The organism is Robertmurraya dakarensis, from assembly GCF_900156875.1.
Lineage (GTDB): Bacteria > Bacillota > Bacilli > Bacillales > Cytobacillaceae > Robertmurraya > Robertmurraya dakarensis.
The window spans coordinates 2,062,068-2,087,966 of sequence record NZ_LT707409.1 but is presented as its reverse complement, the minus strand read 5'-3'; the positions used below and the strand labels follow the sequence as shown (position 1 = coordinate 2,087,966).

The 25,899-nt window shown below is 36.9% G+C and carries 26 protein-coding genes, 2 pseudogenes and 1 riboswitch; of the genes and pseudogenes, 18 read left to right on the top strand and 10 right to left on the bottom strand.

The features are described from left to right. Positions 1-29: 29 nt before the first annotated feature. From CZ487_RS18910 to CZ487_RS18890, 5 genes are all read left to right on the top strand, one after another. Positions 30-746 carry a response regulator gene (locus tag CZ487_RS18910; protein WP_077213844.1) on the top strand — a complete coding sequence of 239 codons (717 nt, stop codon included), beginning with the start codon at positions 30-32 and terminating at the stop codon, positions 744-746. Then, entirely contained in the window at positions 743-2,512 is a 1,770-nt protein-coding gene (locus tag CZ487_RS18905) for an ATP-binding protein (protein WP_077213843.1), read from the top strand. The genes CZ487_RS18910 and CZ487_RS18905 overlap by 4 nt, the downstream gene beginning before the upstream one ends. Positions 2,513-2,774: 262 nt before the next feature. After that, complete coding sequence (gene sigX / locus CZ487_RS18900) at positions 2,775-3,326, top strand: RNA polymerase sigma factor SigX (RefSeq protein ID WP_077213842.1); 552 nt, start codon at positions 2,775-2,777, stop codon at positions 3,324-3,326. Continuing rightward, the gene (locus CZ487_RS18895) at positions 3,298-4,524 is read left to right on the top strand and encodes a GerMN domain-containing protein (RefSeq protein WP_084783334.1); all 1,227 of its coding nucleotides are present in this window, start codon (positions 3,298-3,300) and stop codon (positions 4,522-4,524) included. The genes sigX and CZ487_RS18895 overlap by 29 nt, the downstream gene beginning before the upstream one ends. A gap of 345 nt (positions 4,525-4,869) precedes the next feature. Continuing rightward, positions 4,870-5,610: a peptidoglycan DD-metalloendopeptidase family protein gene (locus CZ487_RS18890; RefSeq protein ID WP_077213841.1), complete on the top strand. Its 741-nt coding sequence runs from the start codon at positions 4,870-4,872 to the stop codon at positions 5,608-5,610. 165 nt (positions 5,611-5,775) lie between these two features. Here CZ487_RS18890 and CZ487_RS18885 read toward each other — a convergent pair whose 3' ends face one another. The 5 genes and pseudogenes from CZ487_RS18885 to CZ487_RS18865 all read right to left on the bottom strand — a co-directional run bounded on the left by CZ487_RS18885 (position 5,776) and on the right by CZ487_RS18865 (position 11,057). Then, positions 5,776-7,230 carry an IS1182 family transposase gene (locus CZ487_RS18885; protein ID WP_077210323.1) on the bottom strand — a complete coding sequence of 485 codons (1,455 nt, stop codon included), beginning with the start codon at positions 7,228-7,230 and terminating at the stop codon, positions 5,776-5,778. Positions 7,231-7,366: 136 nt separating this feature from the next. Further along, complete coding sequence (locus CZ487_RS18880) at positions 7,367-8,293, bottom strand: ABC transporter ATP-binding protein (RefSeq protein ID WP_077211879.1); 927 nt, start codon at positions 8,291-8,293, stop codon at positions 7,367-7,369. Between the two features lie 21 nt (positions 8,294-8,314). Then, positions 8,315-8,959, bottom strand: a pseudogene (locus CZ487_RS18875) (ABC transporter ATP-binding protein); the annotation flags it as partial. After that, positions 8,959-9,978 (bottom strand): annotated as a pseudogene (locus CZ487_RS18870) (transposase); the annotation flags it as partial. The pseudogenes CZ487_RS18870 and CZ487_RS18875, both read right to left, overlap by 1 nt. Before the next feature lie 143 nt (positions 9,979-10,121). Further along, the gene (locus CZ487_RS18865) at positions 10,122-11,057 is read right to left on the bottom strand and encodes a manganese-dependent inorganic pyrophosphatase (RefSeq protein WP_077213840.1); all 936 of its coding nucleotides are present in this window, start codon (positions 11,055-11,057) and stop codon (positions 10,122-10,124) included. A gap of 156 nt (positions 11,058-11,213) precedes the next feature. Continuing rightward, positions 11,214-11,398: riboswitch (FMN riboswitch) on the top strand. A gap of 171 nt (positions 11,399-11,569) precedes the next feature. On the opposite strand from CZ487_RS18865, the gene CZ487_RS18860 reads away from it, so the two are divergent. Next, on the top strand, positions 11,570-12,151 hold the full coding sequence (locus CZ487_RS18860) for an ECF transporter S component (RefSeq protein WP_077213839.1): 582 nt from the start codon (positions 11,570-11,572) through the stop codon (positions 12,149-12,151). A gap of 117 nt (positions 12,152-12,268) precedes the next feature. Here the strand turns inward: CZ487_RS18860 and CZ487_RS18855 are convergent, their stop codons facing one another. Beyond that, positions 12,269-12,517 (bottom strand): ferredoxin, encoded by a 249-nt coding sequence (locus CZ487_RS18855; RefSeq protein ID WP_077213838.1) that lies wholly within the window; start codon positions 12,515-12,517, stop codon positions 12,269-12,271. Between the two features lie 296 nt (positions 12,518-12,813). On the opposite strand from CZ487_RS18855, the gene CZ487_RS18850 reads away from it, so the two are divergent. The 5 genes from CZ487_RS18850 to CZ487_RS18830 all read left to right on the top strand — a co-directional run bounded on the left by CZ487_RS18850 (position 12,814) and on the right by CZ487_RS18830 (position 17,194). Beyond that, positions 12,814-13,869, top strand: coding sequence for a YpbB family protein (locus tag CZ487_RS18850; protein ID WP_077213837.1), 1,056 nt, complete (start codon positions 12,814-12,816; stop codon positions 13,867-13,869). Continuing rightward, positions 13,866-15,368 (top strand): RecQ family ATP-dependent DNA helicase, encoded by a 1,503-nt coding sequence (locus tag CZ487_RS18845; protein ID WP_077213836.1) that lies wholly within the window; start codon positions 13,866-13,868, stop codon positions 15,366-15,368. The genes CZ487_RS18850 and CZ487_RS18845 overlap by 4 nt, the downstream gene beginning before the upstream one ends. A gap of 9 nt (positions 15,369-15,377) precedes the next feature. Further along, positions 15,378-15,983: a CPBP family intramembrane glutamic endopeptidase gene (locus CZ487_RS18840; protein WP_077213835.1), complete on the top strand. Its 606-nt coding sequence runs from the start codon at positions 15,378-15,380 to the stop codon at positions 15,981-15,983. Beyond that, positions 15,976-16,623, top strand: coding sequence for a LysM peptidoglycan-binding domain-containing protein (locus CZ487_RS18835; RefSeq protein WP_077213834.1), 648 nt, complete (start codon positions 15,976-15,978; stop codon positions 16,621-16,623). The genes CZ487_RS18840 and CZ487_RS18835 overlap by 8 nt, the downstream gene beginning before the upstream one ends. A gap of 112 nt (positions 16,624-16,735) precedes the next feature. Next, a complete protein-coding gene (locus CZ487_RS18830) occupies positions 16,736-17,194 on the top strand; it encodes a YpbF family protein (protein WP_077213833.1) in 459 nt (152 codons plus the stop codon). A gap of 36 nt (positions 17,195-17,230) precedes the next feature. Here CZ487_RS18830 and cotJC read toward each other — a convergent pair whose 3' ends face one another. The 3 genes from cotJC to CZ487_RS18815 all read right to left on the bottom strand — a co-directional run bounded on the left by cotJC (position 17,231) and on the right by CZ487_RS18815 (position 18,360). Beyond that, the gene (cotJC, locus tag CZ487_RS18825) at positions 17,231-17,800 is read right to left on the bottom strand and encodes a spore coat protein CotJC (protein ID WP_077213832.1); all 570 of its coding nucleotides are present in this window, start codon (positions 17,798-17,800) and stop codon (positions 17,231-17,233) included. A gap of 69 nt (positions 17,801-17,869) precedes the next feature. Beyond that, a complete protein-coding gene (locus tag CZ487_RS18820; protein WP_077213831.1) occupies positions 17,870-18,130 on the bottom strand; it encodes a spore coat protein CotJB in 261 nt (86 codons plus the stop codon). After that, positions 18,127-18,360: a spore coat associated protein CotJA gene (locus CZ487_RS18815; protein ID WP_077213830.1), complete on the bottom strand. Its 234-nt coding sequence runs from the start codon at positions 18,358-18,360 to the stop codon at positions 18,127-18,129. The genes CZ487_RS18820 and CZ487_RS18815 overlap by 4 nt, the downstream gene beginning before the upstream one ends. A gap of 164 nt (positions 18,361-18,524) precedes the next feature. On the opposite strand from CZ487_RS18815, the gene CZ487_RS18810 reads away from it, so the two are divergent. From CZ487_RS18810 to CZ487_RS18790, 5 genes are all read left to right on the top strand, one after another. Then, a complete protein-coding gene (locus tag CZ487_RS18810; protein WP_077213829.1) occupies positions 18,525-18,905 on the top strand; it encodes a hypothetical protein in 381 nt (126 codons plus the stop codon). A 19-nt stretch (positions 18,906-18,924) separates the two neighbouring features. Further along, the gene (locus CZ487_RS18805; protein WP_077213828.1) at positions 18,925-19,698 is read left to right on the top strand and encodes a metallophosphoesterase; all 774 of its coding nucleotides are present in this window, start codon (positions 18,925-18,927) and stop codon (positions 19,696-19,698) included. Between the two features lie 82 nt (positions 19,699-19,780). Next, entirely contained in the window at positions 19,781-20,356 is a 576-nt protein-coding gene (locus tag CZ487_RS18800; protein ID WP_077213827.1) for a genetic competence negative regulator, read from the top strand. Positions 20,357-20,678: 322 nt separating this feature from the next. Continuing rightward, positions 20,679-21,956 carry a Glu/Leu/Phe/Val family dehydrogenase gene (locus tag CZ487_RS18795; RefSeq protein WP_077213826.1) on the top strand — a complete coding sequence of 426 codons (1,278 nt, stop codon included), beginning with the start codon at positions 20,679-20,681 and terminating at the stop codon, positions 21,954-21,956. Positions 21,957-22,093: 137 nt separating this feature from the next. Further along, positions 22,094-23,062, top strand: a complete 969-nt coding sequence (locus CZ487_RS18790; protein WP_077213825.1) for a YpdA family putative bacillithiol disulfide reductase — start codon at positions 22,094-22,096, stop codon at positions 23,060-23,062. 47 nt (positions 23,063-23,109) lie between these two features. On the opposite strand, the gene CZ487_RS18785 is transcribed toward CZ487_RS18790, so the two are convergent. Then, positions 23,110-24,081 (bottom strand): asparaginase, encoded by a 972-nt coding sequence (locus CZ487_RS18785; protein WP_077213824.1) that lies wholly within the window; start codon positions 24,079-24,081, stop codon positions 23,110-23,112. A gap of 132 nt (positions 24,082-24,213) precedes the next feature. On the opposite strand from CZ487_RS18785, the gene prsW reads away from it, so the two are divergent. Then, positions 24,214-24,891, top strand: a complete 678-nt coding sequence (prsW, locus tag CZ487_RS18780; RefSeq protein WP_077213823.1) for a glutamic-type intramembrane protease PrsW — start codon at positions 24,214-24,216, stop codon at positions 24,889-24,891. Between the two features lie 92 nt (positions 24,892-24,983). Further along, positions 24,984-25,886 carry a spore cortex-lytic enzyme gene (sleB, locus tag CZ487_RS18775; RefSeq protein WP_077213822.1) on the top strand — a complete coding sequence of 301 codons (903 nt, stop codon included), beginning with the start codon at positions 24,984-24,986 and terminating at the stop codon, positions 25,884-25,886. Positions 25,887-25,899: the final 13 nt, after the last annotated feature.

The window sequence follows — 25,899 nt, the reverse complement described above, 5'->3', positions numbered from 1 at the left end:
ACATGAATACAATTTAGGGGGATTTTTCGATGGAAAAAGATGTAAAAATCTTAGTGGTAGATGACGAAGAAAGAATTCGACGTTTGTTGAAAATGTACTTAGAGAGAGAGAACTATATTATTGAGGAAGCAGAAGACGGAAATGAAGCCCTATCTAAGGCTGTAGCCAATGATTATGATGTTATTTTACTTGATTTAATGATGCCTGGTAAGGATGGGATTGAAGTCTGCCGAGAGCTTCGTGAGAAAAAAGCAACCCCGGTTATTATGCTGACTGCTAAAGGTGAAGAAGTGAACCGTGTTCAAGGATTTGAAGTCGGTACAGACGACTATATTGTAAAGCCGTTTAGTCCTAGGGAAGTGGTTCTAAGAGTAAAGGCGCTGTTACGCAGATCTTCCTCAGCTTCATTTATTCAAGCGGATACAACTGCTAAAGATGTTATCGTGTTTTCACATCTGACAATTGACAATGATGCACACCGAGTATTAGCAGACGGCAAAGAGGTTAGTTTAACTCCGAAGGAATATGAACTTTTATTTTTCTTAGCGAAATCTCCAGACAAAGTATTCGATCGGGAGCAGCTCTTAAAAGAAGTCTGGCATTATGAATTTTTTGGTGATTTGCGAACAGTTGATACCCACGTAAAGCGTTTACGTGAAAAGTTAAATAAAGTCTCTGAGGAGGCAGCAAGAATGATTGTCACTGTCTGGGGTGTCGGTTATAAGTTTGAGGTCGTAAATGAATGATGCTTTGGAGAAGTGTTGTTGGTAAACTTTGGGGAACCATTCTTTTACTTGTTTCGTTTGTATTATTTATCTTAACTGTCATGCTGTTAGAGTACTTTGAGAATTATCATATCAGTGTAACAGAACAAAATTTATCTAATACCGCTGTAAGAATGTCGCATTTTTTAGAGGATCAGGAACAAGAAATTGGGTTGCAAATATCCTGGGAGCTTTTGGATGACGTAACGGAGGCTATCATCATAAAGAACTCTCATGAGTACTTTGTTTCTCCGAATATGAAAAATACCTTTGGCTTAGACGTTGATTTCTTTTTGGAAGATCCTGTTTTATCTAAAGTCTTTACGAATCAAGAAGGGGTCCAAAAAATTGCCTCTTTCCCAGTAAGTAATTATGATGAAGATTCACGTCTGCTTATTATTGGGGTTCCTTTTCATTATGGTGAAAATCAAGCTGGTGCGGTCTTCATCATGCAATCCTTGTCCGTTATACAAGAAACGACTCAGTCAACAACAAAATTCATCTTGCTTGCAGCAGGTGCTGCTATTATTCTAACAACTGTTTTTGCCTTTTTCTTGGCGACGAGGATTAATGCGCCGTTAAGAAAAATGAGAGAAGCAGCAATAGAAATTGCACGTGGAAAATTCGATACGAAAGTACCGATTTTAACAAATGATGAAATTGGGGAGCTGGCAACAGCTTTTAATCAGATGGGCCGTCAGCTTAAGTTTAACTTAAATGCCTTATCGCAAGAAAAAGAGCAGCTAGCCAGCATTTTGAGCAGTATGGTAGATGGCGTTATTACCTTCAATCGTGATGGTACGATTTTGATCACGAATCCTCCTGCTGAACGATTTCTGCAAAACTGGTATTTTGAACAAGGACTTAAAATGGCTAAAACAGAAGAGATTCCTTCTGAGGTTATGGAACTTTTTCAGCTTGCTGTTGATACAGAAAAGGAGCAAATTGGAGAAATATCAGTTCAAGGTCGTTTTTATGTAATTATTGTCAGTCCTTTATATAATAATAAATTTATCCGTGGAGCAGTGGCGGTTGTCCGAGACATGACTGAAGAGAGACAGCTTGATAAACTCCGTAATGACTTTATTGCAAATGTCTCCCATGAACTTAGAACACCATTATCAATGATGCAAGGGTACAGTGAAGCCATTGTTGATGGGATAGCAGAATCTCATGAAGAAAAGATTGAGATGGCAAGGGTGATCTATGAAGAGTCATTAAGAATGGGACGTATCGTAAATGAACTTCTAGATTTAGCGCGGATGGAAGCTGGACATATTCAATTGTCAGTTCATGAAATTGAATTGAAGTCATTTTTCGGAAAAGTTACCCATAAATTCCATGTGTTAGCGAAAGAAAAAGAAATCTTTTTAACGGGAGACTTTGGGGGATTATCAGATTATGGTTACTTTGATGGTGATAGAATTGAACAAGTACTAACAAATTTGATTAGCAATGCTATCCGGCATACCCCTCCAAAAGGTGAAATTAAAGTTTCTGCGGTTTCAGATGATAAGGGACTGCATGTTGAAGTATTTAATTATGGTACTGCCATTCCTGAAGAGGATCTCCCATTTGTATTTGAACGCTTTTATAAAGCCGATAAGGCGAGAACTAGAGGTTCCGGAACAGGTCTGGGGTTAGCTATTGCCAAGAATATAGTTGAGGCACATAAAGGTCATATGTCCGTGCAAAGCAAAGAGGGACATGGTACGACATTTTCCTTTTTTATTCCACGAAATATTTAATTAGAATGCAAAGAATGGCGAATGTTCTTGATTCACAAGAAACATTGAGGAACAAAAGCTCTTAGAAAAGAAAGTTAGTCAAGATCTGATAACGGTGTCCATGAAACATCAGCACAGCAGGCAAATCGCAAAATTGCATAAATTCTTTAAAAAGGGAGAGTTCTAAGAAACTTCTTCCTTTTTTTCTAGAAAGATACTATATTTAAAGTGTAACTTTTTAAATTAAGATTACGACTAATTGGTTGAACGGGGAGGGAAACCAATGGACTCCGTTTTTGAAAATCTATATTCAAAATATCATCATGATGTATTTCAATTCCTTTTTTACATGGTTAAAAATCGTGAACAGGCTGAAGACTTAGTTCAAGAAGTGTATATAAGAGTGTTAAAGTCATATCAACGTTTTGAAGGAAAAAGCAGTGAAAAAACATGGCTTTTCTCTATCGCTAGAAATGTTGCAATTGATCACTTTCGCAAACAAAAAGGCTGGAAACAAAGACTAATAGAGAAGTTTGACTGGAACACGCAGCAGGTAAAGGATAAAAATCCTATACCTGAAGATGTGACATTGCAAAAAGAAGAAGTGAGCCTAATCTATCATTGCTTGGATCTTTGCACAGTAGATCAGAAAATGGTTATTATTATGAGATATATGCAGGAGCTTTCCATTGCTGAGACTGCTCAAAGCTTAGGCTGGACTGAAAGCAAAGTAAAAACAACTCAGCATAGAGCCCTTAAAGTATTAAGGAAAGAGATGGAAGATAGAATGGGTAAGGAGGGGATTGATGGTGAAAAAGTCAGAGTTGAGCGATAAGCAGCTGGAAGAGTACCTTCGAGAACTTCCGAAAATTCGAGATCATCGCGATCCTCGTGACATCTATCAAAACATAACAGTAAAGATGAAAAAGCGAAAGCAAAAGGCGTGGATCATCCCGTCTATAGCGTCTGCTGCTGCTCTCCTGCTCTTTGTGGTCCTTGCCTCAAATGTATTGAACTTTAATCAATCTGCACAAGACTTGGTAAATGAAAATGCGACTACGGAATCTGCTGAAAATGCTGCATTAAAACAAGCTCCTGATGGCAATGAGGAGATGGGAATTCTATCAGAGGATGAACCTGACAATAAAGAACGTTTCAATGCCGAAGAAGAAAATCGAGAATTAATGACTATTGATCTTGAGGGTTCCTATACAGCATTGTATGAATCAGATATAGCTGGAAAAAGTGTATTTACGTATACCATTCCCGATCAAAATGCTCAAAATATAGTCCCGGTTAGCGTTACGGTTCCCTATAATGATGAGTTGCCACTCTTTGAGCAGTATAAAGAAACAATGTCAAAATTAAGGGAAGAAGAATGGAACTTAAGTGAATATCTGCCCTTGAATGCTTCACTTTCTTACGTAGAAGAATCAAATTCATTACATGTTGATCTGCCGATAGATCATTACTATGGCGATGGCAGTGCTTCAGAAATGGCTTTTATGTCTACGTTATTAAGCTCAGCTGCAATGTTTAATATTGAAAGCATTCTCCTTTCGACTGACGGCAGCCCGGGTGCGGAGTTTGGCAATATGGGAAAGTTAACAGAAATTGAGGTAGAGGAAAAAGGCAATCGTGCCTACTATTTCTTCTATCCGAGTGGGGAAGATAATTTACCTTATTTAGTACCATCAAGAAATCCTTATGAAAATATTAATGAAGCGATGGATGCGATGAAAACTGATATCGAAACAGATATGTTAAAAGCCTCGATTCCAAGTAATTTTAATATAGAAGATATGGTTACAGCCAATAAAGAACTGTTAGTCATTCGCCTTGGAGAAAGTTCCGAGCTTTCCAATGATCAGTCGATGATTCATACGATAGAAGCAATACTGCTGACAGCAAAGGACTTTGATTATGAAAAGGTGAAGATTGAAAATGCAAATCTAGATCAGATTGGAAAATTTATTTTTAATGAAGAATGGGCTGTTCCAGTAGCTCCTAATAAGAAATTTTTATCAGAGTAAGATCGGCCAAAGAGCTGATCTTTTTTTTATTGCATAAAAACATAAAAACTGGCCAAATAATAACAAATGTGTCTTTTAAATATGAGTTCTACTGTTTTTTGAAAATGCATAGGCACTGCACGATTTCTTCTTTAAAATGCTGTTCTAAACTAGTAATCGGCCACATAGCGTGAAAAAGGAGAGTAAAAAGTGAAACTTCATAAATGTCTATTTCATTGAGGTAGTTGAACTTATCGGGCTTTTAATGGGCAGACGATCCCCTGCTGTTCCTTCTTCCGTCTTCTAAGTTTTGAATTGAGGATCTTGCTGCTCTTATACCTATGAAAAAAACAAGGAGGATACAGGATGCTAGATTTTATAAAAAGATTGTTAATAGCCGGAATAATGGGTGTTTTTATCACTTTGTTATTCCTTGGAGGGAAAACTAATGCACAGATGCTGGAGCCTGACACGGCTGCAGAAGAATGGATATGGCCTACAGACGGTGTCGTTACAGATACGTTTGGAACAAGAAATGGCAGTCATTACGGAATAGATATTGCTGCAGGGCTGGGAACCCCAGTATATTCGGTTGATAGCGGGATCGTAACAAAGTCCTATTATTCAAGTTCTTATGGACATGTTGTCTTTGTAAAGCACCACAATAATTTAGAGACTGTGTATGCACATTTAAATAAAAGATACGTCGAAGTAGGTCATCGGGTGAAAAAAGGAGAGTCTGTCGGCGAAATGGGGAACACAGGCCGTTCCTCGGGTGTGCACCTGCACTTTGAGGTTCATGAATCAGAGTGGACAGTGAATAAAAAAAATGCCCTTGATCCAGTAGAGGTGCTTGGTGATATAGAATTAGGCGAAAGTGTACAAGCCTTTAAACAAACCGCTGAGAGATCCGATGCTCTGCATGCATCGGCGAAAATTAATACATATGATGAGTCAGAACAGAATCAGTACATTGTACAAAAAGGAGATACGTTGAGCTATATTGCTCAAAAAACAAACTCTACAGTACAAACTTTAATGAAAATCAACTCGTTGACAACCGACGTTATTCGCCCAAATCAAGTGCTGGTAATTCATAGTCAATAACCAAGCTTATCTTAATGGAAGAATTTTAAAAAACACAGGCCATGTATGGAGGGCACTGAAAATCCTTCGGATTTTTCGGAGGGATTATAGAAGTGGATCAAAAAACGACCCAGAATTTTATTTTCTGAGTCGTTTTTTGTGTGGATTGGGGTCTATATCCCCTTATTATTGATTCATTAGCTTCAATATTCTTTTTAGATTTACTGTAAATATAGACATTGCACCTTGTAATTCCATGCCTAATAGACCCGAGGATTTTGCAACATTGTACCCGTGCCTGTGTTTTAATTCACTATTTTTAGCCTCTATTTTATATCGTTCTTTAGATTTTTCTTTAAAATACTCACTTTCCTGAAATTTTGCCTGTTCTGTATGCTCGTTTGATTTGATACTTACAGAATAAGTCTTACTTTTAGCCCCTTCTTTATAACATCCTTCTTTAAACGGACAATGTTTACATTTTTCTATATCAAAATAGTACGTAGTTACTTGGTTTCTACCTTCCCCTTTTTTTCCTTGTTTCGCTTTCCTTATAGCCATATGCCCTGCTTTACAGACATACATTCCAGCATCTTTATTAAATTCAAATTCATCCTCTTTTGGACGAAATCCTTGTGTGACAGAAGGGTTTAGTTTAGCTACTAATTTTATTTCATTTTTATTGGCATATTCTATATTTCCCTTTTCAGAATATGCTGCATCACCAATTACAGTTTCAACTTCCATTCCAGCTTCGATACTTTTTTCAATTAGCGCTTCTAATTGCTTTCCGTCATTCTTTTCGCCAGTGGTTATTGTTGCCGCTGTGATAATTCTCTCTTCACTCATGGCAAGGTGTGTTTTGTATCCAAAAAATGCGGAATCCGCACTTTTATGTCCAACTTTTGCGTCTTTATCTTCTGATATCTGTAATTGTTCAACATCATCGGCAACGGTTTCTTCCAGAAGATTTAACTGTTCTTTTACTTTTGGATATTGAACAAGAACTTCTTCCTTTTTAATCACATCAATGAGATCTTGGCAATATTTGATTTCATCCTCTAGTACATCCGTTGTCGTTTTGGATGGAAACTTACTCTTCATATTTTCATCTATTTGATATATCGTTTTTCTCAGTTTTTTGGAACGGTCCATAAGGACCTCTTTAGGAGTTTTTTGGTTATACCGAGCTTTTGTATGGGTGGCATCAACAATAATAGAATTACTTTTGATGACTTCCTTTTCAATAGCTATTTCTACAGTCTTATTGATAAGCAGATCTAAAAGATTAATATCTTTTAACCGTAATTTTCTAAACTTTGTTAAAGAGCTAGGATCAATTACTTGCTCCTCTGGTGCCATGTTGAGAAAGTATTTAAAAGACATGTCATACTTAGAACGTTCTACTATATCAACATCAGATAGGTCATGGACGGTCTTCAAAAATAAATATTTGAACATACGAATAGGGTCAATGGCATTTCGCCCGTTATCCAAGCAATAGTTATCTTTCAATTCTTCATAAACAAAAGAGAAGTCAATTAGTTCATTAATTTTTCGTAACATATTGTCTGCAGGAACGATTAAGTTATAGAGTTCCATATATGGACTTAATGCCATTGATTGTTGTTTTTGAATCATTGAAACCACCCGCTTAAAATTGTTAACCTAATTATAAAACAAAAAGGGAAGGATTCCTCAAAATAATTGAGAAATCCTTCCCTTTTTTCCTTTAAGGGGCTTTTTCAGTGCCCTCCAAGTTAGAGATCGTTTTTTATTATTGCTTTTTCAATTCTTCGTATTCCTTCTCAGAACAAAGAACAAAATGTCCTGCTGTTATTTCCCTCAACTCGACTTGATCACCTTCACGATAGTTATGTGATGAGGGATCATATGTTTGGCGCTTACGATTTCTTTCATATACTGGATCTGGCAGAGGAATTGCAGATAGTAGAGATTTAGTATAAGGATGCATCGGATTCTTATATAGTTCCTCTGCTGGAGCAAGCTCCACCATCTTACCAAAGTACATGACGCCAATTCGATCACTAATATATTTCACCATAGACAAGTCATGTGCGATAAATAAATAAGTTAAGCCCTTCTCTCGCTGTAGCTTTTTCATTAGGTTAACAACTTGTGCTTGAATCGAAACATCCAATGCTGAAATTGGTTCATCAGCAATTACGAAACTAGGCTTTACTGCTAAAGCACGAGCAATTCCAATCCGCTGTCTTTGCCCGCCTGAGAATTCATGTGGATAGCGGTTTGCATGTTCTTTATTTAATCCAACAGTCTCCAATAGATCATGGACCATTTTCGTCCGTTCTTCTTTTGTTTTTGCTAAGCCATGAATATCAATTCCCTCAGCAATCACATCCGCCACTTTCATTCTTGGGTTTAATGATGCATACGGGTCTTGGAAAATCATCTGCATTTCCCGATTGAATTTCTTCATTTCTGCTTTAGACTTTTTACCATGAACGTCCTCACCATCAAACAAAACCTGTCCATCTGTTGCATCATAAAGGCGAATAATTGTTCTGCCAGTAGTTGATTTCCCGCAGCCTGATTCCCCTACAAGTCCCAATGTTTCACCTTCATAAATATCGAAAGTCAGTCCATCAACAGCTTTCACTTCATTTGGTTTTCCCACATTGAAGTATTGCTTTAGATTCTTGATTTCTAATAGTTTTTTCTTCATTTCCATCAGCATTCCCCCCTTTTACTTATGTTGTTCTTGGTACATCTTCATTCGCTTTTGAACAGCAGCAGGCGGCTCAACTTTTGGAGCATCAGGGTGAAGCAGCCATGTAGCAGCATAATGCGTGTCAGAGACCTTGAACATCGGAGGTTCTTTCTCTAAGTCAATTTTCATTGCGTACTGGTTACGAGGTGCAAAGGCATCCCCTTTTGGAGGATTCAAAAGATTAGGTGGTGTGCCTGGAATTGCGAATAATTCATCCTCTTCTTCTGTTTCCAAGTCAGGCATTGAACTAATTAACCCCCATGTATATGGATGCTTTGGATTATAGAAGATTTCATCTACAGTTCCTACTTCAATGATTTTTCCACCATACATAACAGCTACACGATCCGCAACGTTAGCTACTACACCCAAATCGTGAGTAATGAAAATAATGGAAGTCTCCACTTTCTTTTGCAAAGATTTCATTAACTCAAGTATTTGCGCTTGTATAGTTACATCAAGAGCTGTAGTCGGCTCATCAGCAATTAAAATTTGCGGATTGCAGGCTAAAGCAATAGCGATTACAACACGCTGTCTCATTCCGCCCGAAAATTGATGAGGGTACTGCTTGAATCGGATTTCGGGATTTGGAATCCCAACAAGATCAAGTAATTTAACAGCCTTTTCCCNCCTTGTGTGACAGAAGGGTTTAGTTTAGCTACTAATTTTATTTCATTTTTATTGGCATATTCTATATTTCCCTTTTCAGAATATGCTGCATCACCAATTACAGTTTCAACTTCCATTCCAGCTTCGATACTTTTTTCAATTAGCGCTTCTAATTGCTTTCCGTCATTCTTTTCGCCAGTGGTTATTGTTGCCGCTGTGATAATTCTCTCTTCACTCATGGCAAGGTGTGTTTTGTATCCAAAAAATGCGGAATCCGCACTTTTATGTCCAACTTTTGCGTCTTTATCTTCTGATATCTGTAATTGTTCAACATCATCGGCAACGGTTTCTTCCAGAAGATTTAACTGTTCTTTTACTTTTGGATATTGAACAAGAACTTCTTCCTTTTTAATCACATCAATGAGATCTTGGCAATATTTGATTTCATCCTCTAGTACATCCGTTGTCGTTTTGGATGGAAACTTACTCTTCATATTTTCATCTATTTGATATATCGTTTTTCTCAGTTTTTTGGAACGGTCCATAAGGACCTCTTTAGGAGTTTTTTGGTTATACCGAGCTTTTGTATGGGTGGCATCAACAATAATAGAATTACTTTTGATGACTTCCTTTTCAATAGCTATTTCTACAGTCTTATTGATAAGCAGATCTAAAAGATTAATATCTTTTAACCGTAATTTTCTAAACTTTGTTAAAGAGCTAGGATCAATTACTTGCTCCTCTGGTGCCATGTTGAGAAAGTATTTAAAAGACATGTCATACTTAGAACGTTCTACTATATCAACATCAGATAGGTCATGGACGGTCTTCAAAAATAAATATTTGAACATACGAATAGGGTCAATGGCATTTCGCCCGTTATCCAAGCAATAGTTATCTTTCAATTCTTCATAAACAAAAGAGAAGTCAATTAGTTCATTAATTTTTCGTAACATATTGTCTGCAGGAACGATTAAGTTATAGAGTTCCATATATGGACTTAATGCCATTGATTGTTGTTTTTGAATCATTGAAACCACCCGCTTAAAATTGTTAACCTAATTATAAAACAAAAAGGGAAGGATTCCTCAAAATAATTGAGAAATCCTTCCCTTTTTTCCTTTAAGGGGCTTTTTCAGTGCCCTCCATGTATGCCTGTGTTTTTTAAATCTTCTTATCCTCTTGCAGAAAGGATATTTGTAAGAACGGGTACAATCTGTTTTTTACGAGAAACAACGTTTTTAAGCAGTGCTGTGTTATTTTCTAATTTAACATTATATGCTTCTTCTACAGCATCCGCTGCACTTCCAAGTGCAATTACTGTTGAATCATTATTTAAGATATCTGTTACAACAAACAAAAATAAATCAAGATTCTTTTTCTCAATAATTGACTGCAGTTCTGTTTCAAACTCTGCTTGTCTGGAGAATACATCTTGGATATCAACTGCATTTACTTGAGCAACTTCTACTTTGCTGCTGCCCATTTGGAATTCCTTAGCATCAAGAGAAACTAATTGTTGAACAGATTTATCACTTAAATCAGCACCTGCTTTAAGCATCTCTAGACCGTATTGTTCCGCATCGACTCCAGCAATTTGCGCTAGTTCTTTAGCTGCAGCAACATCCTCATCAGTGCATGTAGGTGATTTAAACAAGAGAGAATCTGAAATGATAGCTGAAAGCATTAATCCAGCAATGTTTTTTTCAATTTCAACTCCGTTTTCACGGTAGATTTTCTTTAAAATTGTCGCGGTACAGCCTACTGGTTCAGCACGATAGTAGAGAGGATCACTAGTTTCGAAATTAGCAATACGGTGATGGTCAATAACTTCTAGAACTCGAACTTTCTCAATGTCAGAAACGCTCTGTTGACGTTCATTGTGATCGACAAGAATGACATTTTTTACCTCATTTGAGACTGTTTCTACTAAACGAGGGACCTCACCATTAAAAGTTTTTAATGCATAGTCTGTCTCACCGTTGATTTCTCCTAATCGAACGGGTTCTGCATCCACGCCGATCTTTTTCTTCAAATCTGCATATGCGATTGCAGAGCAGATTGTGTCAGTATCTGGGTTCTTATGACCGAAAATCAATACTTTTTCCATGTTACTCTCCTTTGAATAAAGAACTTTAAAATAATATAATTTTCACTATATTAATTTACCATAAAAGAAAGGGAACGACAAAAAATTATGTAATAACTGGCCAAATTCTTCCCATATGTAACAATAAAATGTATAATATATTTAAAATAAATATTGGTCTATCTTCGGGGCAGGGTGAAATTCCCGACCGGCGGTGATGAGATATTCTCTAAGCCCGCGAGCCGTAAGTAACCGTAAAAAAGATTTCAGAGAGCAAACCAATTCTGGATCAATAAGCGCTTACTGGTTGATTTGGTTAAAATCCAAAGCCGACAGTATAGTCTGGATGGGAGAAGATGGAGGTTCTGCAGACATTCAAAAAGTTTCATTACTTGGATGTTTATTAAGTGTACCTTTGTATATTAACTCCCGTAACTATGTGTTATGGGAGTTTTATCGTACAGGGGAGAATTCCTTAAGATGCTGAACCTTTCTTCTTTGGAGAGATGGGTCCAAAAAGGAGAGAGGATAAAATGAAGAAGTACAACGTCAAAACTTTAGTTTCAATTGGAATGTTAAGCAGTGTTTCCTTTGTACTTATGCTGCTAAATTTTCCAATTCCGCCGTTCCCACAATTTCTTATGGTGGATTTCAGTGATATCCCAGCATTAATAGCTGCGATTATTTTTGGGCCTGGTGCTGGTATTTTAGTAGAATTATTAAAAAATATTCTCGATTATTTTTTGACAAGCAGCGACACAGGAATTCCAATTGGTCATTTATCTAATTTTATTGCAGGAGTACTATTTGTTGTACCTACTTACTATATTTATGAAAAATTAAAATCTAAAAAAGGGATGACGATTGGTTTAGTTGCAGGTACAGTCAGTATGGCTGTCTTGATGAGTGTCCTTAATTACTATGTCATTTTACCGGCATACACATTCTTCTTAAATTTCCCTGCCATGTCAAATGAAGAAACAAGACAGATGATTGTTGCAGGGATCTTGCCATTCAATATAATTAAGGGAGCATTAATTTCAATTTTATTTATGCTTTTGTTCACGAGAATGAGTACATGGATTGGAAAACAAAAACCAGTTGGAAATGCCTAAACCATACAGAATAAAAAAAAGCAGCGAATATTCAGGGTTCGATGCTTTTTTATTTATTCGTACAAAAAATCCTCTCTTTATTTTAATAAAGAGAGGATTTTCGAATTATGCTAAGGATTATTCAAATTTTAAAGCGTCTCCATTAAATGGCTCATCAGCTACTTTAATAGAATCTGTTGGACAACCTTCAAAGGCATCCATCATATCGTCAAGTAACACATCTGGAATTTCAACAATTCCCTCGTTATCGTCAAGTGTTACGAATGCAATTCCTTCATCATCGTAATCGTAAATGTCTGGTGCAGCGGCTCCGCAAGCACCACATGCAATGCATGTTTCTTTGTCTACAATTGTGTATTTTGCCATGTAAAAAAACCTCCCAAGAATTTAAACATTTTACTCTATACATTTCATAATATTTTTGAAACGTATCCCTCATACCTATTTTAAAGCTCCATGACTAACATTTCAATAGAAAAAGTAATGAGAATGCTTATCATATCAGGCTTTTTAAAAAGACCCTAAGAAATTTTCATCTTTCATGATAAAATAGACCGGTACAGGTTGTAAAAGGGAAGTATCATTTGAGACCGTTACGGTCTAAAGCTTCCTTATTCTTGTGCATTTTTCCTTATATATGATCAAGTGACAAGGTGATGACAATGGCCATAACTTTTTTACACGGAGTGGTTTTAAATTGTTTATACAAAATAAATGGTGAAAGAACCATTTACTCTATATATCATCTCCTGAATGGAAAGAAATCCTCCCAAACAATTCAAGACGCAAAATTTTACCAAATTAGTCAGTATTTTAAAACTTTTCCTAAATTATCACGTGAACATTTTGATGAGCTGATCACTGACCTCGAAAGGGAACATCTCTTGTTGCGAACTTCTCAGCAGTCATTTCTGTTGACAGAAGATGGTCTAAATTATCTAAAAACCTTTCTTGCCCAACATGCCTTTATTCATTATTTAGATGGTTATCAATTTCAGCAGGATGAAGTTTTTTGGGAGAGACTCTCGTTGATCGTTCAGGTGGCCTCTAATTTAAGAATGGAGGAAATAAAATATCTCCCTGTTCAAAGAAATAAGGATGTTCAGGCTTGGATTAAACGATTTTTAGTGATAAATAATATCAAACGCACTGATTTATCAAAAATGCTATATGATGAAATGGTCCGATGTTTAGAGGGCAGTCAATTAGTAGACCCATCCTTATTAGTAATGAGGTTAACAGGGTTTCGAAATATTGGTAAAACGAAAAGACAGGCGGCTGAACTATTAGGGTATGAACATTCTCATTACCATTACCAATTTGTCTCTCTTTTACACTTTGTGATGAGTGAAATTCATAAAAATGAAAAGAAATACCCTCTTCTTCATCATCTTCTATTGGATTTACATGAGGATGTGCCTTTAACAGATTCAGCAAGGTTGACCCTGAAATTGATCAATAATGGTTTATTAATTGAAGAAATAGCAAAGATTAGGAAGTTGAAGCTGAATACAATACAAGATCATATCGTGGAGATTGCATTACAAATTCAATCATTTGACATATCTCCGTATGTTTCTGAAGAACTGCAAAAGCGGATTGTTTTGGCTGTTAAAAAGATAACGTCAAGACAATTAAAACAGATTAGACAAGAGATTGTGGATGCGAGTTATTTTGAAATACGACTTGTTATGGCACAGCTGGGAGATAACATATGAGTGTTGATTTACTATCATTTTTGCAAAAGAAATTCAACTTTTCTTCCTTTAAGCAGGGACAACAAGAAGTCATTACATCTGTTATGAATGGACAACATACATTTGCTTTGCTGCCTACTGGGACAGGAAAATCTCTGTGCTATCAGCTTCCAGGTTATCTTTTGCCAGGGACAGTTATTATTGTTTCTCCTCTTCTCTCCTTAATGCAAGATCAAGTGGAACAAATGCAGATGAATGGGGAAAAAAGAGTGATTGCATTAAATTCTTTTTTGCAAGGAGCCGATAGAAGGGAAGTTTTTCGACGGCTTGATCAATTTAAATTTATTTTTGTTTCCCCGGAGATGCTGCAATTAGATTATGTGATAGAAAAGCTTCAGAATCTAACGATATCGTTGTTTGTTGTAGATGAAGCGCATTGTATTTCCCAGTGGGGCTATGAATTTAGACCCGATTATATGAGGCTTGGGAATATCAGGGAGCAATTAGGCAACCCGTTAACACTGGCTTTGACCGCGACGGCTACAGAAAAGATAGCTGAAGATATTATTAAATCATTACACCTAACAAGCTGCGAAAAATACATCTATTCAGTTGATCGTCCTAACATAGCGATAAAGGTCGAGCAGGTTTCGAGTTTTTATGATAAGCAGGAAAGAGTGGTTGAGCTTGTTTCAACTCTGGAAGGACCAGGGATTATTTATTTCTCAAGTAAAAAGCTGGCTGAAGAAGTGGCTTACTTGTTAAAGGTTCGTGGTGTTTCGGATATCCAAGCTTACCATGGAGGGCTTGATCAAGAAAGCCGAATGCTCATACAGCAGCAGTTTCTTAATGGGCAGCTCGATGTGATTTGCGCAACAAGTGCTTTTGGGATGGGAATTAACAAGGAAAATGTCCGTTATGTTATCCATTTTCATATGCCCTTGCAAATGGAGTCATATTTGCAAGAAATTGGAAGGGGTGGAAGAGATGGTGGAAAAAGTATTGCTATCTTACTTTATTCCCCAGGAGACGAACTTCTGCCCTATCAGCTTGTCGAAAATGAAGTGCCGAATTCATCTCAAGTTGAGAGGCTCGGTTACTGGTTAAGACAAAACTCAAACAACTTACAGAGGATGGAAGAGTTTGAAGATGAAATCATCGCGCTTGCCGGTTTTAGTGAGACACAGTGGAGGCTGGCAAAAGATTTCTTTATTTCTCATAGACAGAAACAATTAAAATATGATGAAATATTACAGCTGTTTAATGATTATGTAGATCAGCGAATGGCTGTCAAGAAAAATCATGTATATCAAATGAAAAAATGGCTGGATTGTGAAGATTGTCGAAGAGAAAAAATCTTGAATTATTTTGGCGAACAACGGAAAATAGAAGTAGAAGACTGCTGTGACCTTTGTGGTATCGATAATTCTTCATTTACTAAAACGACATGCAAAAACAAAAAGGGTGATGAATCATTCTATTGGAAGCAGTACTTATCAACTATTCTATTAAATAAGTGAGAGTAATCTATGAAAAAAAAGTATGAAGAGATCATTAAGGAACTCTCTGAGCGAGAAATCGTGTTTCATCTTGTTGCTACACAAGTGTTATTAATCATTATTTCCATTATCCTTGGTTTTATCCTGTTCGATTCGTTTTCAGCGTTTTATGAGTTATTTCAGTGGGGAGACACAAGGATTTGGACAATAGGCGTTACATTAGGACTTTTTGTTGTGCTTTTAGATCTAAGTTTAATGAAATTACTTCCATCATCCATGTATGATGATGGGGGACTTAATGCAAAGCTTTTTCATAATAAAACGCCAGTGCAGATTGTGTTTATTGCAGCCTGTGTGGCGATCAGTGAAGAAATTTTATTTAGAGGGATGATCCAAACTCACGCCGGCTTGGTTGTGACAAGTATTATTTTTGCACTAATCCATTATCGTTATCTTTTTAATGTGTTTCTTTTTATTAATATTATTGTTTTAAGTTTTTTTATAGGCTTTATATATGAATACACAGAAAATCTTCTAGTCACCATTGTGATGCACTTTATAATAGATTTCCTGCTAGGTTTATATATAAGTTTTTCTAAGAAAGACAGGAAAGTGGAGGGGGGACCCCATGAATAAGGAAGAACCACATCGTGACCAAGCCGAGAAATTGAGAAAGAGGATAGAAAAAATTGGGGAAGAGCCATCCTCATCCAAAAATGGATTACCTCCCCGCAGTGAAATACATCAACATAAAAAAAAGAAAACGAAGTTAAAGTTAAAATATCCAGTCATTCGCTTATTAGTACTATTTTTTATTCTTTTACCGATCGTCAGCTTTAGTATATATACCATTCTCGAAAGTGAAAAGAAAGGCAATGTAGAAAAAGTGAGTAATGGGAGATCTGATTATGAGATGGTCGAAGTCGAGAATGGATTGGAGGATCATTCTTCACAAGAAGAGGCTGTTGATGAGATCATCGAGGAAGACCCCTTAACGGATAAAACTGACCAGAATGATATGAATAAAGAATCCGACATAACCGATTCATTAGCACCTCGTACTGGGGGGGACGATAAAAATTCTTATCAATCCAGCGGGAGTGGCAAGGATGCACCAGAATATAAATATCATAGAGTACACCCCAATGATACTTTATATAGTATATCGATGAAATATTACCGTTCAAAAGCGGGGATTCCTGTAATACAAAAAGCAAATGGATTAAAGGGAAATGAAATAATTGTTGGCCAAACCTTAAAAATTCCAGTTCAGTAACTCGTTAAAAGCAGCTCCATTCTGGGGCTGTTTTTTATTTCAATTTCCTAAGGGGTTGGACATAATTGATGGACGGAAGCATATAGTGGTTAAGGGAGGGGAGAAATGCGGTATGGAAAAATCAATCATTACACTAGATGAACGAACAGATCCGGCAACAAAACAAATGCTTCAAAAAGTGGTAGAGAAGAAGCAAAAATATGAAACACTTAAATTTAGGCATTTGCTTGTGATGTGGGCAACCGTTTTTAGTTCGTTTTTTTACTTTTATTATTTATACAAGGTTATTATTACTCCTTATTCTTATTCATTTTCATCGATGTTTTCAGCCTATGTAGATCATTCTGTTAATTTTTATGCCCTTGCTTTTATTGTTGGCTGCTATGGATTTATGAATCTTCTAAAAGAAAAAAGGGACAAGGCTGAAAAAGAATACCATGCGTTAAGATGTGAAATTATTGACAAAAGCAAGGATTTATGGAAAAAGGAAGATGCCTGGAATAACCGACATCTTGTTTTTGAGATGATGAAAGAAAATTTTGATATTAATCTATTCCATGAAAATAAATAAGAAGAAGCAGCAAAGCAAATGCTGCTTCCGAGGCAACTAAAAGAACTTTTTCTTATCCCTCTCTTCTTTAAGTATTTCTACCGCTTCCCTGAAGCGCTGTGAATGGATAATTTCACGCTCTCTTAAGAATCTGAGACCATCGTTTAGGTCTGGATCATCACTCATATTAATAATCCATTGATAAGTAGCCCTTGCTTTTTCTTCTGCAGCAATATCTTCATATAAATCGGCAATTGGGTCACCTTTTGCTTGGATATAGGAAGCAGTCCACGGAACCCCTGCAGCATTATGATAGAATAGAGCGCTATCATGATTGGCGTAATGTGCATCAAGACCAGCATCCCTCATTTGTTCGGGTGTAGCGTCTTTTGTCAACTTGTATACCATTGTCGCGATCATTTCTAAGTGAGCAAATTCCTCTGTACCAATATCTGTTAAGAGGCCGATTACTTTGTCGGGGATCGTGTAGCGTTGATTTAAGTATCGAAGAGCTGCAGCTAGTTCCCCATCTGCACCGCCATATTGTTCAATTAAAAATTTAGCTAATCTTGGATTACATGAGCTGACCCTAACAGGGTATTGAAGCTTTTTTTCGTACACCCACATTTCTTATCCCTCCTATTAAGTAGAACTAGTTTAGAATGATTCACATCAGGGACACTTGAAAAATACTACTTATACCTGCCACGGCCAAGGAGAGTCATCCCAATTCCATGGTTGACCTGCATAACTATGTCCAAAAGGCATTAATGGTCCATAAATGCTTTCTACCGCTTTTACTAATTTTTTTCTTTCTTTAGCGTAATGATTGTATTGTTTAATGGCTTCCGCATCTCCGTTATGGGTATCTAAATATAAAGTAAGCTCTACAAGAACGAAGTCAACAGCTTGGAGTTGTTCCATCAATTGGTAAAATTCTGCAGGCAGCTGTTTCATGATGGATAGCCTCCTTTAGAAGCTTTCTCATATGGGTTGTAATATGGATCATAAAAAGGTTTCCATAGGGTTCCTGCTCTTAAAGCCTCCATCGGCGTGAATTGTGGGAAATTAGGTGGTTGAAATCCTATATATAAATTTGGCGGAGTAGAGTAAGTCTTCACTTTAATGGGTTTACAGGGGTCAAATGGACTGGCATAAGGTTGATAAGTTTTATAAAGTGTAAACATAAATGCCCTCCTAATTTTTCATGCGTCAATGTAACTTATGACAGATATGATTAAATCATGTCTGTGTATAAATTAAAAAATGAACATGGGGAAGAAATATGTGCCTGCTAAACTTGGCAATAATTTCAAACACCCTCATACATTGTAAGGAGGGGGGCTTTTTCATGTTAGAAAAACTAATTAAGTTAGTTTTAGGTTATTTATGCGGCTTTTTATTTATTAAATGTGTGCCGTTCAGTAACCCTTTTCACCCGTCGGACCTTATTGTGGAGTTTCTATTCAATCCTTTAGGATTTTTTGGAGCTTCTGTATTCTTTATTATCGGTTTTTTACTGAAGGCAGACTTGATTAGTAATGCCGCAGAATTAATGATTGGGTATAGAAAAGCTTCATTTATTGAACATATAATGCCCCCTTTAGTGATGATTAGCTTTGTGCTATTATTTTTATCTGGATTCTGGCAAACTACAGTTTTTTTCTGTTTTTCTATACTTTATGGTATTATTTCATTAGATTTTCAAAAGTTTAAGATGGTAAAAGATTAAAAAGCAATCGGGAGGACTTATGATAGCAGCGGTTTTAGTGATGGGTCTCGTAGGGGCAGGGTTATTACTTTATATGTATAAAGAGGCAAATGCGGACAGAGTCCTTTATCAGGAGGTAACATTTCCTAATTTTCCAAAAAGCTTTGGAGAAGTAAAGATCTTTTTTATTTCTGATATACATAAACGTGTTATAACCAGTAATTTGCTTAATCAAGTTAAAGATAAGGTTGACATGGTTATCATTGGCGGAGATTTATTAGAAAAAGGCGTGCCGCTCGAAAGAGTTGAAGAAAATATTAAAAAACTGAGGGAACTTGGAATCGTTTATTTTGTTTGGGGAAATAACGACTATGAGGCCGATCAGCGCATTATCGATGCACTATTGTTAAAATATGGAGTTAAAATATTGGATAACACCGCGGTTTCCTTTGAGTCCGAAGAAGGAGATCGCTTTATACTTTTAGGTGTTGATGACATGACGAAAGGAAGAGAGCGTCTTCACCTCGCACTCCAGGATGCTGGTGATGAAGGTTTTAAAGTACTAGTCAGTCATAATCCAAAAATTATTGATAAAGTTAATGAAACAGATCGGATTTCATTCGTGTTGAGCGGTCATACGCACGGGGGACAAATTCGTTTGTTAGGATTTAGTCCTTATGAAAAGGGGAAAATTGAAAAATACAATAAATGTACTTTGCTTGTGAGCAATGGCTATGGCACAACTGCTTTGCCCTTTAGACTTGGTGCTAAAGCAGAAACTCACTTCATTACGATAAAATATGGAGATGAATGAAAAAACCCCTAATTGATGACTCACCATCCTTTACTTCCTTCATACACTAAACCAAGAGTTGTCGCTTTAGGGGGCATAAGGTATGCGCATTGAACGATTAACATTCAATAAAATAAAAATCTTTCTAACATCAGACGATTTGTCAGAACGTGGATTAACGAAAGAGGATATCTGGAAAGACTCCTTGAAATGGCACCAGCTGTTTCACGAGATGCTTGAAGAGGCAAGTGAAGAATTAGGAGTGAACTTTCAAGGTGCGGTTGCTGTGGAGATTTTTTCGATCCATGCACAAGGAATGATTATGATTGTAACAAAAGAAGATCAAGAAGATGAGCTTCTGATCGATGACGGATTCATTAATATGCAGGTCACTGACCAAAGTAATAATGTGATCTTATTTGAATTTACTGATATTGAAGAAGTTATTCAGTTATCTAAACGTTTGGCATCCATGAATTTTCTAAATGGTACTCTTTATTTTATGAATCAAACGTATTTCTTTTTTGTAAAAGAAGATCCTCTATTAGTAAAAGACGGGATCATTGCGAATATGTGCGAATATGGGAATGCTTCGCTAGAGAGCATACATCGGTTAAATGAATATGGAATTGTAATCATTAAAGAAAAGGCAGTGGAGACTCTTGTTAAATTTTTTTAGCATGCAGTCTTTTTTTTATAAGACAGGCTATTCAATATAAAAAGAAATAAAATGATATATTTAGTTAAATTGGGTAAAACATAAGTTTAGAACATCTTTCCTTCGTCACCGAAATGGTTACGTACCTATTCAGGAGAATAACGGTTTAAATAGTAAGGGATACGGGAAAAGGAACTACAAAAACCAGTTTGTTCAAGTTGGGTGACAGCGTTTTCATTTGATAGCAAAATTCATGGTTTTTTATTGCATAAAAAAACGAAAGGTGTATACTTGTGACTGAAAGCGGACACAACCGCAGAGTGATTTTTTAGGAGGATTATTAATGGTTGCCGAGAAAGGTAAAGAACAAAGAAATCAGGAAGATAAACTTGACGTATTAAAGTCAACTCAAACGGTTATTCATCATGCGTTAGATAGGCTTGGATACCCAGAAGAAGTCTACGAACTATTAAAAGAACCTTTGCGGTTAATGACGATTAAAATTCCTGTAAGAATGGATGATGGATCTGTAAAAGTTTTTACAGGCTATCGAGCTCAACATAATGATGCAGTCGGACCAACCAAGGGGGGGATTCGATTCCACCCGAACGTAACGGAAAAAGAGGTAAAGGCCCTTTCTATCTGGATGAGTTTGAAATGCGGGATTGTAGATTTGCCGTATGGAGGAGGAAAAGGCGGCATTGTTTGTGATCCAAGGGATATGTCCTTTCGTGAATTAGAACGATTAAGTCGTGGATACGTACGTGCAATCAGCCAAATTGTTGGTCCCACAAAAGATATTCCAGCACCAGATGTTTTCACAAACTCACAGATCATGGCATGGATGATGGATGAGTATAGCCGAATAGATGAATTTAACTCCCCTGGTTTTATTACAGGAAAACCACTTGTACTTGGTGGTTCACACGGACGAGAGTCTGCTACTGCCAAGGGTGTTACAATATGTATAAGAGAAGCAGCTAAGAAAAAGGGTATTGATTTGCAAGGTGCCAGAGTAGTGGTCCAAGGGTTTGGAAATGCAGGAAGTTATCTGTCTAAATTTATGCATGATGCAGGAGCTAAGGTAATCGGTATATCAGATGCATATGGCGGACTGCATGACCCGAATGGTCTGGATATTGACTATTTATTGGACCGGCGCGATAGCTTTGGAACTGTAACAAAGTTATTTAACAATACCATTACCAATAAAGAACTGTTGGAATTAGATTGTGATATTCTTGTACCAGCAGCAATTGAAAATCAAATTACAGAAGAAAATGCCCATGATATTAGAGCTAAAATAGTGGTAGAAGCAGCAAATGGACCAACCACTTTAGAAGGTACACAAATTCTAACTGACCGCGGTATTCTCCTTGTACCGGATGTATTAGCATCTGCCGGAGGTGTAACGGTATCCTATTTTGAATGGGTACAGAATAATCAAGGATATTATTGGTCAGAAGAAGAAGTGGATGAAAAGCTTGAAGCAGTCATGGTAAAGGCTTTTAATAATATATACGAAACAGCTACTACCCGCCGTGTTGATATGCGTTTGGCTGCATATATGGTCGGGGTGCGAAAAATGGCTGAAGCCTCAAGATTCAGAGGCTGGATTTAATGCCGTATAGTAAGATTAATGATCTTAACATTCTCCTGTCATCATTGATGGGAGATTTTTTTACGATAATATTCAATTTTCATGTAAAATAAAATAGGTAAAAAACATGTATTCGGATTTAAGGAGTGAACATCGCAATGAAACAAGAAGATGTAATTATTATAGGCGGAGGTCCTTGTGGGTTAGCGGCAGCTATTGCGTTAAAGAACATCGGGAAAAACCCTCTAGTAATTGAAAAAGGAAATATCGTCAATGCGATTTATCATTACCCTACACATCAAACATTCTTTAGCACTAGTGAGAAATTAGAAATAGGGGACGTTCCGTTTGTAACAGAAAATTATAAACCGAAAAGAAATCAAGCACTCGTTTATTATCGAGAAGTTGTAAAAAGGAAAGAGTTACGTATACAAGCCTATGAGAAAGTGTTAAAGGTGGAAAAACAAGGTCAACAGTTTGCGGTTAAGACGGATAAACAGGAATATAGCTGTCAATATGTAGTCATTGCTACCGGATATTATGACCATCCAAACTTAATGGGTGTTCAAGGAGAAGACCTCCCAAAGGTATACCATTATTTTAAAGAAGCTCACCCATATTTTGATAAAGATGTTGTGGTAGTTGGAGGGAAAAATTCTAGCGTTGATGCAGCGATCGAACTGGTGAAGGCAGGCAGCCGGGTAACCGTGATTTATCGTGGTTCGGAGTTTTCCCCGAGTATTAAGCCGTGGATTTTACCTGAGTTTGAGGCTTTAATTCGAAATGGCAGCATCAAGATGGAGTTCAATGCGGTAATTAAAAGAATTCAACAAGACAAAGTAATCTATGAAAAAGAAGGACAAGAAAAACAAATTGAGAATGACTTCGTTTTTGCGATGACAGGTTATCACCCGGACCATCAATTTTTAAAGAGTATGGGGGTAAATATTGATGAACAAACGGGAAGACCTATTTTTAATGAAAATACGATGGAAACGAATGTAAAAGGAATTTTTATTGCCGGTGTCATTGCAGCAGGGAATAATGCAAATGAAATCTTTATTGAAAATGGCCGATTCCATGGAGACCTGATATCACAAGAAATTAAGCGCAATGAAATGGACTGATCTTTTGAAAGATCAGTCCTTCCTCTATTTTCAAAAAAGACAGACTTCTAGGCTTGAAACATTTTCTCAATCTCATTTAAATCATTTGTTTTCGCCAGCGTAATTAACAATTTCAGCCGCGCTTTTTGACCGTTTAAGCCGTTAGAGAAAATCACTCCGCAATCTTTTAATTTTTTTCCCCCGCCTTCGTAGGCATATGTGTCTTGGACAAATCCATTGAAACAACGGGACACGAGGACAATTGGGATACCATTGGCAATTAATGATTTTATACCAGGTATTGTTGCAGGAGGAAGATTGCCTTGTCCAAGTGCCTCAATCACAACTCCTTCAAAATTTAATTGGTTAATGGCAAAAAGCAGTGATGAATCCATGCCGGCATGACTCTTAATTAGCACAACCTTTTTAGAGATATCTTCAATATCATAAAATTCTCTGGTTGTAGGGGTATGGTGATAGAAAATACCTCTTTTTGTAATGATGCCTATTGGTCCATACTGTGGACTTTGGAAGGTTGAAATATTGCTTGTATGTGTTTTTGTGACATTTCTAGCTGTGTGAATCTCATCATTTAAGACCACCAAAACACCCTTATTTTTAGAATCCTCATCAATTGCCACCCGGATTGATGAAATTAAATTATAAAGTCCGTCTGCCCCTATTTCATTGCTGGATCTCATTGCTCCTGTTACGACTATAGGAAGATGTGTATTTAATGTTAAATCTAGAAAATATGCAGTTTCTTCTAATGTGTCTGTTCCATGTGTTATCACAACTCCGGTTAAATCTTCATTCATTTTTTCCTCAATGATCTTTTTTAACTGCAGCATTTCCTTCGGCGTAATATGAGGTGATGGCAAGTGGAAGGGCTCTACGACGATTAAGTCGGCCAAATTTAATAACTGGTTGGTACTTTCTGTGAGAGGGTTTTTTTTTCCAGGTGTGACTGTACCAGTCTCCGAGTCCTCTTTCATGGAAATAGTGCCCCCAGTATGTATCACTAAAATCTTCTTTTTCATTTTTTCCTCCTTTTAGGTTTAGTTCCACCTATAAAGAATCTTAACCATATAAACCTAAATAAATCCATTTTCAATCTATCTATATCATGATACGATTAGAATGTAGAAAATAGATTGAAATGAGGACAGATGATGCTGGGGATATTGTCGGCCGGAATCGCTCCCGGCTTAGCTTTATTAAGCTACTTTTATTTAAAAGATGAATATGATTCTGAGCCTATTTCTGTCGTATCAAGAGCTTTTATTTTTGGTGCACTTCTTGTGTTTCCTATCATGTTTATACAGTATGTAATTGATGTAGAAAATCTGGTGCAAAATGAATGGAGTCATGCATTTTTTTCAGTCAGTCTGCTAGAAGAGTTTTTTAAATGGTTTGTATTGTTTTACACGGTATACCAACATGTTGAATTTGATGAACCGTATGATGGAATTGTCTATGGAGTGGCCGTTTCCTTAGGATTTGCCACTGCTGAAAATATTTTATATTTGGTTGCCCACGGGGTTGAACATGCGATAGGAAGAGCGTTATTGCCTGTATCAAGCCATGCTTTATTTGGTGTTATTATGGGCTTTTACTTAGGAAAAGGCAAGTTCAGCCAGTTCTCCAACCGAAAATGGATCAGTCTTTCTCTCCTTCTCCCTTTCTTCTTTCATGGCATTTATGACTATATTCTTATTTCCTTTGAATATTGGGTGTTCTTTATGCTTCCTTTTATGATTTTTTTATGGTGGTTAGCTCTTCGGAAGGTTAAAATGGCTCGATTATTAAGCAGTAGTAAAATCACGGTAGATAAAACCCTTCAATTGTAATTGGAGGGTTTTTGTTATTGTTCTTGTATAAAAACCCAGCTTCTACAAAAAATAGGCTTAATTAAGAAATTCTTCGCTGGGGGTGTTGATCAATGAGCAGAAAAATGTTTGTACTGAAAGTCTTTATCATTGTTACCGTATGTATGATTTGTGTTCCTGTAAGTATGCAGCAGCATAAGGCAGGTGCTTTCTCTAATCAAGTCATTCAACATGGGGCAGTAGGCGATGACGTAATTGAGTTACAATCCCGCCTGCAATATCTAGGATTTTACAATGGGAAAATTGATGGTGTCTTTGGCTGGGGTACTTATTGGGCACTGAGAAATTTTCAATATGAATTTGGAATGCCTATTGATGGTCTGGCAGGGCAAGAAACGAAGAACAAGCTAGTGAAAGCGACTAAATATAATGAACAGCACGTGAAAGAACAAATAAACAAAGGGAATGATTTTACTCATTATGGTGGTGTGGACTTAGATAAACAGAAGAAAGCACCGCAAACTGGCGGAGGAAAACAACCTCAAACTAGCCAGCCGCAAACTCAGAAAAAGCAACCGCCTGCTGCTAATCAAAATCAAGCACAAACCCAGAACCAAGCGCAGGCGCAAAAACCGACTGCTGCTAATGTTCCAACTGGATTTTCTCAAAATGATATTCAATTGATGGCGAATGCTGTTTATGGAGAAGCAAGAGGAGAACCTTATATCGGACAAGTTGCTGTAGCTGCTGTCATTTTAAATAGGATAGAAAGTGCGACTTTTCCAAACACCGCATCAGGTGTGATTTTTGAACCGAGAGCATTTACGGCAGTTGCTGATGGGCAAATCTGGTTGACTCCGAATGAGCAGGCCAAAAAAGCAGTGTTGGATGCAATAAATGGCTGGGATCCTACTGGAAATGCTCTCTATTATTTTAATCCTGACACAGCCACAAGCGGTTGGATTTGGACTAGACCGCAGATTAAGAAGATCGGTAAACATATATTCTGTAAATAAAGAGGTGAGTACA

Excerpts from the sequence above, each read along its gene's own strand:
- CZ487_RS18910 (WP_077213844.1), top strand. The coding sequence starts at position 30 with ATGGAAAAAGATGTAAAAATCTTAGTGGTAGATGACGAAGAAAGAATT.
- CZ487_RS18905 (WP_077213843.1), top strand. The coding sequence starts at position 743 with ATGATGCTTTGGAGAAGTGTTGTTGGTAAACTTTGGGGAACCATTCTT.
- sigX (WP_077213842.1), top strand. The coding sequence starts at position 2,775 with ATGGACTCCGTTTTTGAAAATCTATATTCAAAATATCATCATGATGTA.
- CZ487_RS18895 (WP_084783334.1), top strand. The coding sequence starts at position 3,298 with ATGGTGAAAAAGTCAGAGTTGAGCGATAAGCAGCTGGAAGAGTACCTT.
- CZ487_RS18890 (WP_077213841.1), top strand. The coding sequence starts at position 4,870 with ATGCTAGATTTTATAAAAAGATTGTTAATAGCCGGAATAATGGGTGTT.
- CZ487_RS18885 (WP_077210323.1), bottom strand. The coding sequence starts at position 7,230 with ATGATTCAAAAACAACAATCAATGGCATTAAGTCCATATATGGAACTC.
- CZ487_RS18880 (WP_077211879.1), bottom strand. The coding sequence starts at position 8,293 with ATGAAGAAAAAACTATTAGAAATCAAGAATCTAAAGCAATACTTCAAT.
- CZ487_RS18865 (WP_077213840.1), bottom strand. The coding sequence starts at position 11,057 with ATGGAAAAAGTATTGATTTTCGGTCATAAGAACCCAGATACTGACACA.
- CZ487_RS18860 (WP_077213839.1), top strand. The coding sequence starts at position 11,570 with ATGAAGAAGTACAACGTCAAAACTTTAGTTTCAATTGGAATGTTAAGC.
- CZ487_RS18855 (WP_077213838.1), bottom strand. The coding sequence starts at position 12,517 with ATGGCAAAATACACAATTGTAGACAAAGAAACATGCATTGCATGTGGT.
- CZ487_RS18850 (WP_077213837.1), top strand. The coding sequence starts at position 12,814 with ATGGCCATAACTTTTTTACACGGAGTGGTTTTAAATTGTTTATACAAA.
- CZ487_RS18845 (WP_077213836.1), top strand. The coding sequence starts at position 13,866 with ATGAGTGTTGATTTACTATCATTTTTGCAAAAGAAATTCAACTTTTCT.
- CZ487_RS18840 (WP_077213835.1), top strand. The coding sequence starts at position 15,378 with ATGAAAAAAAAGTATGAAGAGATCATTAAGGAACTCTCTGAGCGAGAA.
- CZ487_RS18835 (WP_077213834.1), top strand. The coding sequence starts at position 15,976 with ATGAATAAGGAAGAACCACATCGTGACCAAGCCGAGAAATTGAGAAAG.
- CZ487_RS18830 (WP_077213833.1), top strand. The coding sequence starts at position 16,736 with ATGGAAAAATCAATCATTACACTAGATGAACGAACAGATCCGGCAACA.
- cotJC (WP_077213832.1), bottom strand. The coding sequence starts at position 17,800 with ATGTGGGTGTACGAAAAAAAGCTTCAATACCCTGTTAGGGTCAGCTCA.
- CZ487_RS18820 (WP_077213831.1), bottom strand. The coding sequence starts at position 18,130 with ATGAAACAGCTGCCTGCAGAATTTTACCAATTGATGGAACAACTCCAA.
- CZ487_RS18815 (WP_077213830.1), bottom strand. The coding sequence starts at position 18,360 with ATGTTTACACTTTATAAAACTTATCAACCTTATGCCAGTCCATTTGAC.
- CZ487_RS18810 (WP_077213829.1), top strand. The coding sequence starts at position 18,525 with ATGTTAGAAAAACTAATTAAGTTAGTTTTAGGTTATTTATGCGGCTTT.
- CZ487_RS18805 (WP_077213828.1), top strand. The coding sequence starts at position 18,925 with ATGATAGCAGCGGTTTTAGTGATGGGTCTCGTAGGGGCAGGGTTATTA.
- CZ487_RS18800 (WP_077213827.1), top strand. The coding sequence starts at position 19,781 with ATGCGCATTGAACGATTAACATTCAATAAAATAAAAATCTTTCTAACA.
- CZ487_RS18795 (WP_077213826.1), top strand. The coding sequence starts at position 20,679 with ATGGTTGCCGAGAAAGGTAAAGAACAAAGAAATCAGGAAGATAAACTT.
- CZ487_RS18790 (WP_077213825.1), top strand. The coding sequence starts at position 22,094 with ATGAAACAAGAAGATGTAATTATTATAGGCGGAGGTCCTTGTGGGTTA.
- CZ487_RS18785 (WP_077213824.1), bottom strand. The coding sequence starts at position 24,081 with ATGAAAAAGAAGATTTTAGTGATACATACTGGGGGCACTATTTCCATG.
- prsW (WP_077213823.1), top strand. The coding sequence starts at position 24,214 with ATGCTGGGGATATTGTCGGCCGGAATCGCTCCCGGCTTAGCTTTATTA.
- sleB (WP_077213822.1), top strand. The coding sequence starts at position 24,984 with ATGAGCAGAAAAATGTTTGTACTGAAAGTCTTTATCATTGTTACCGTA.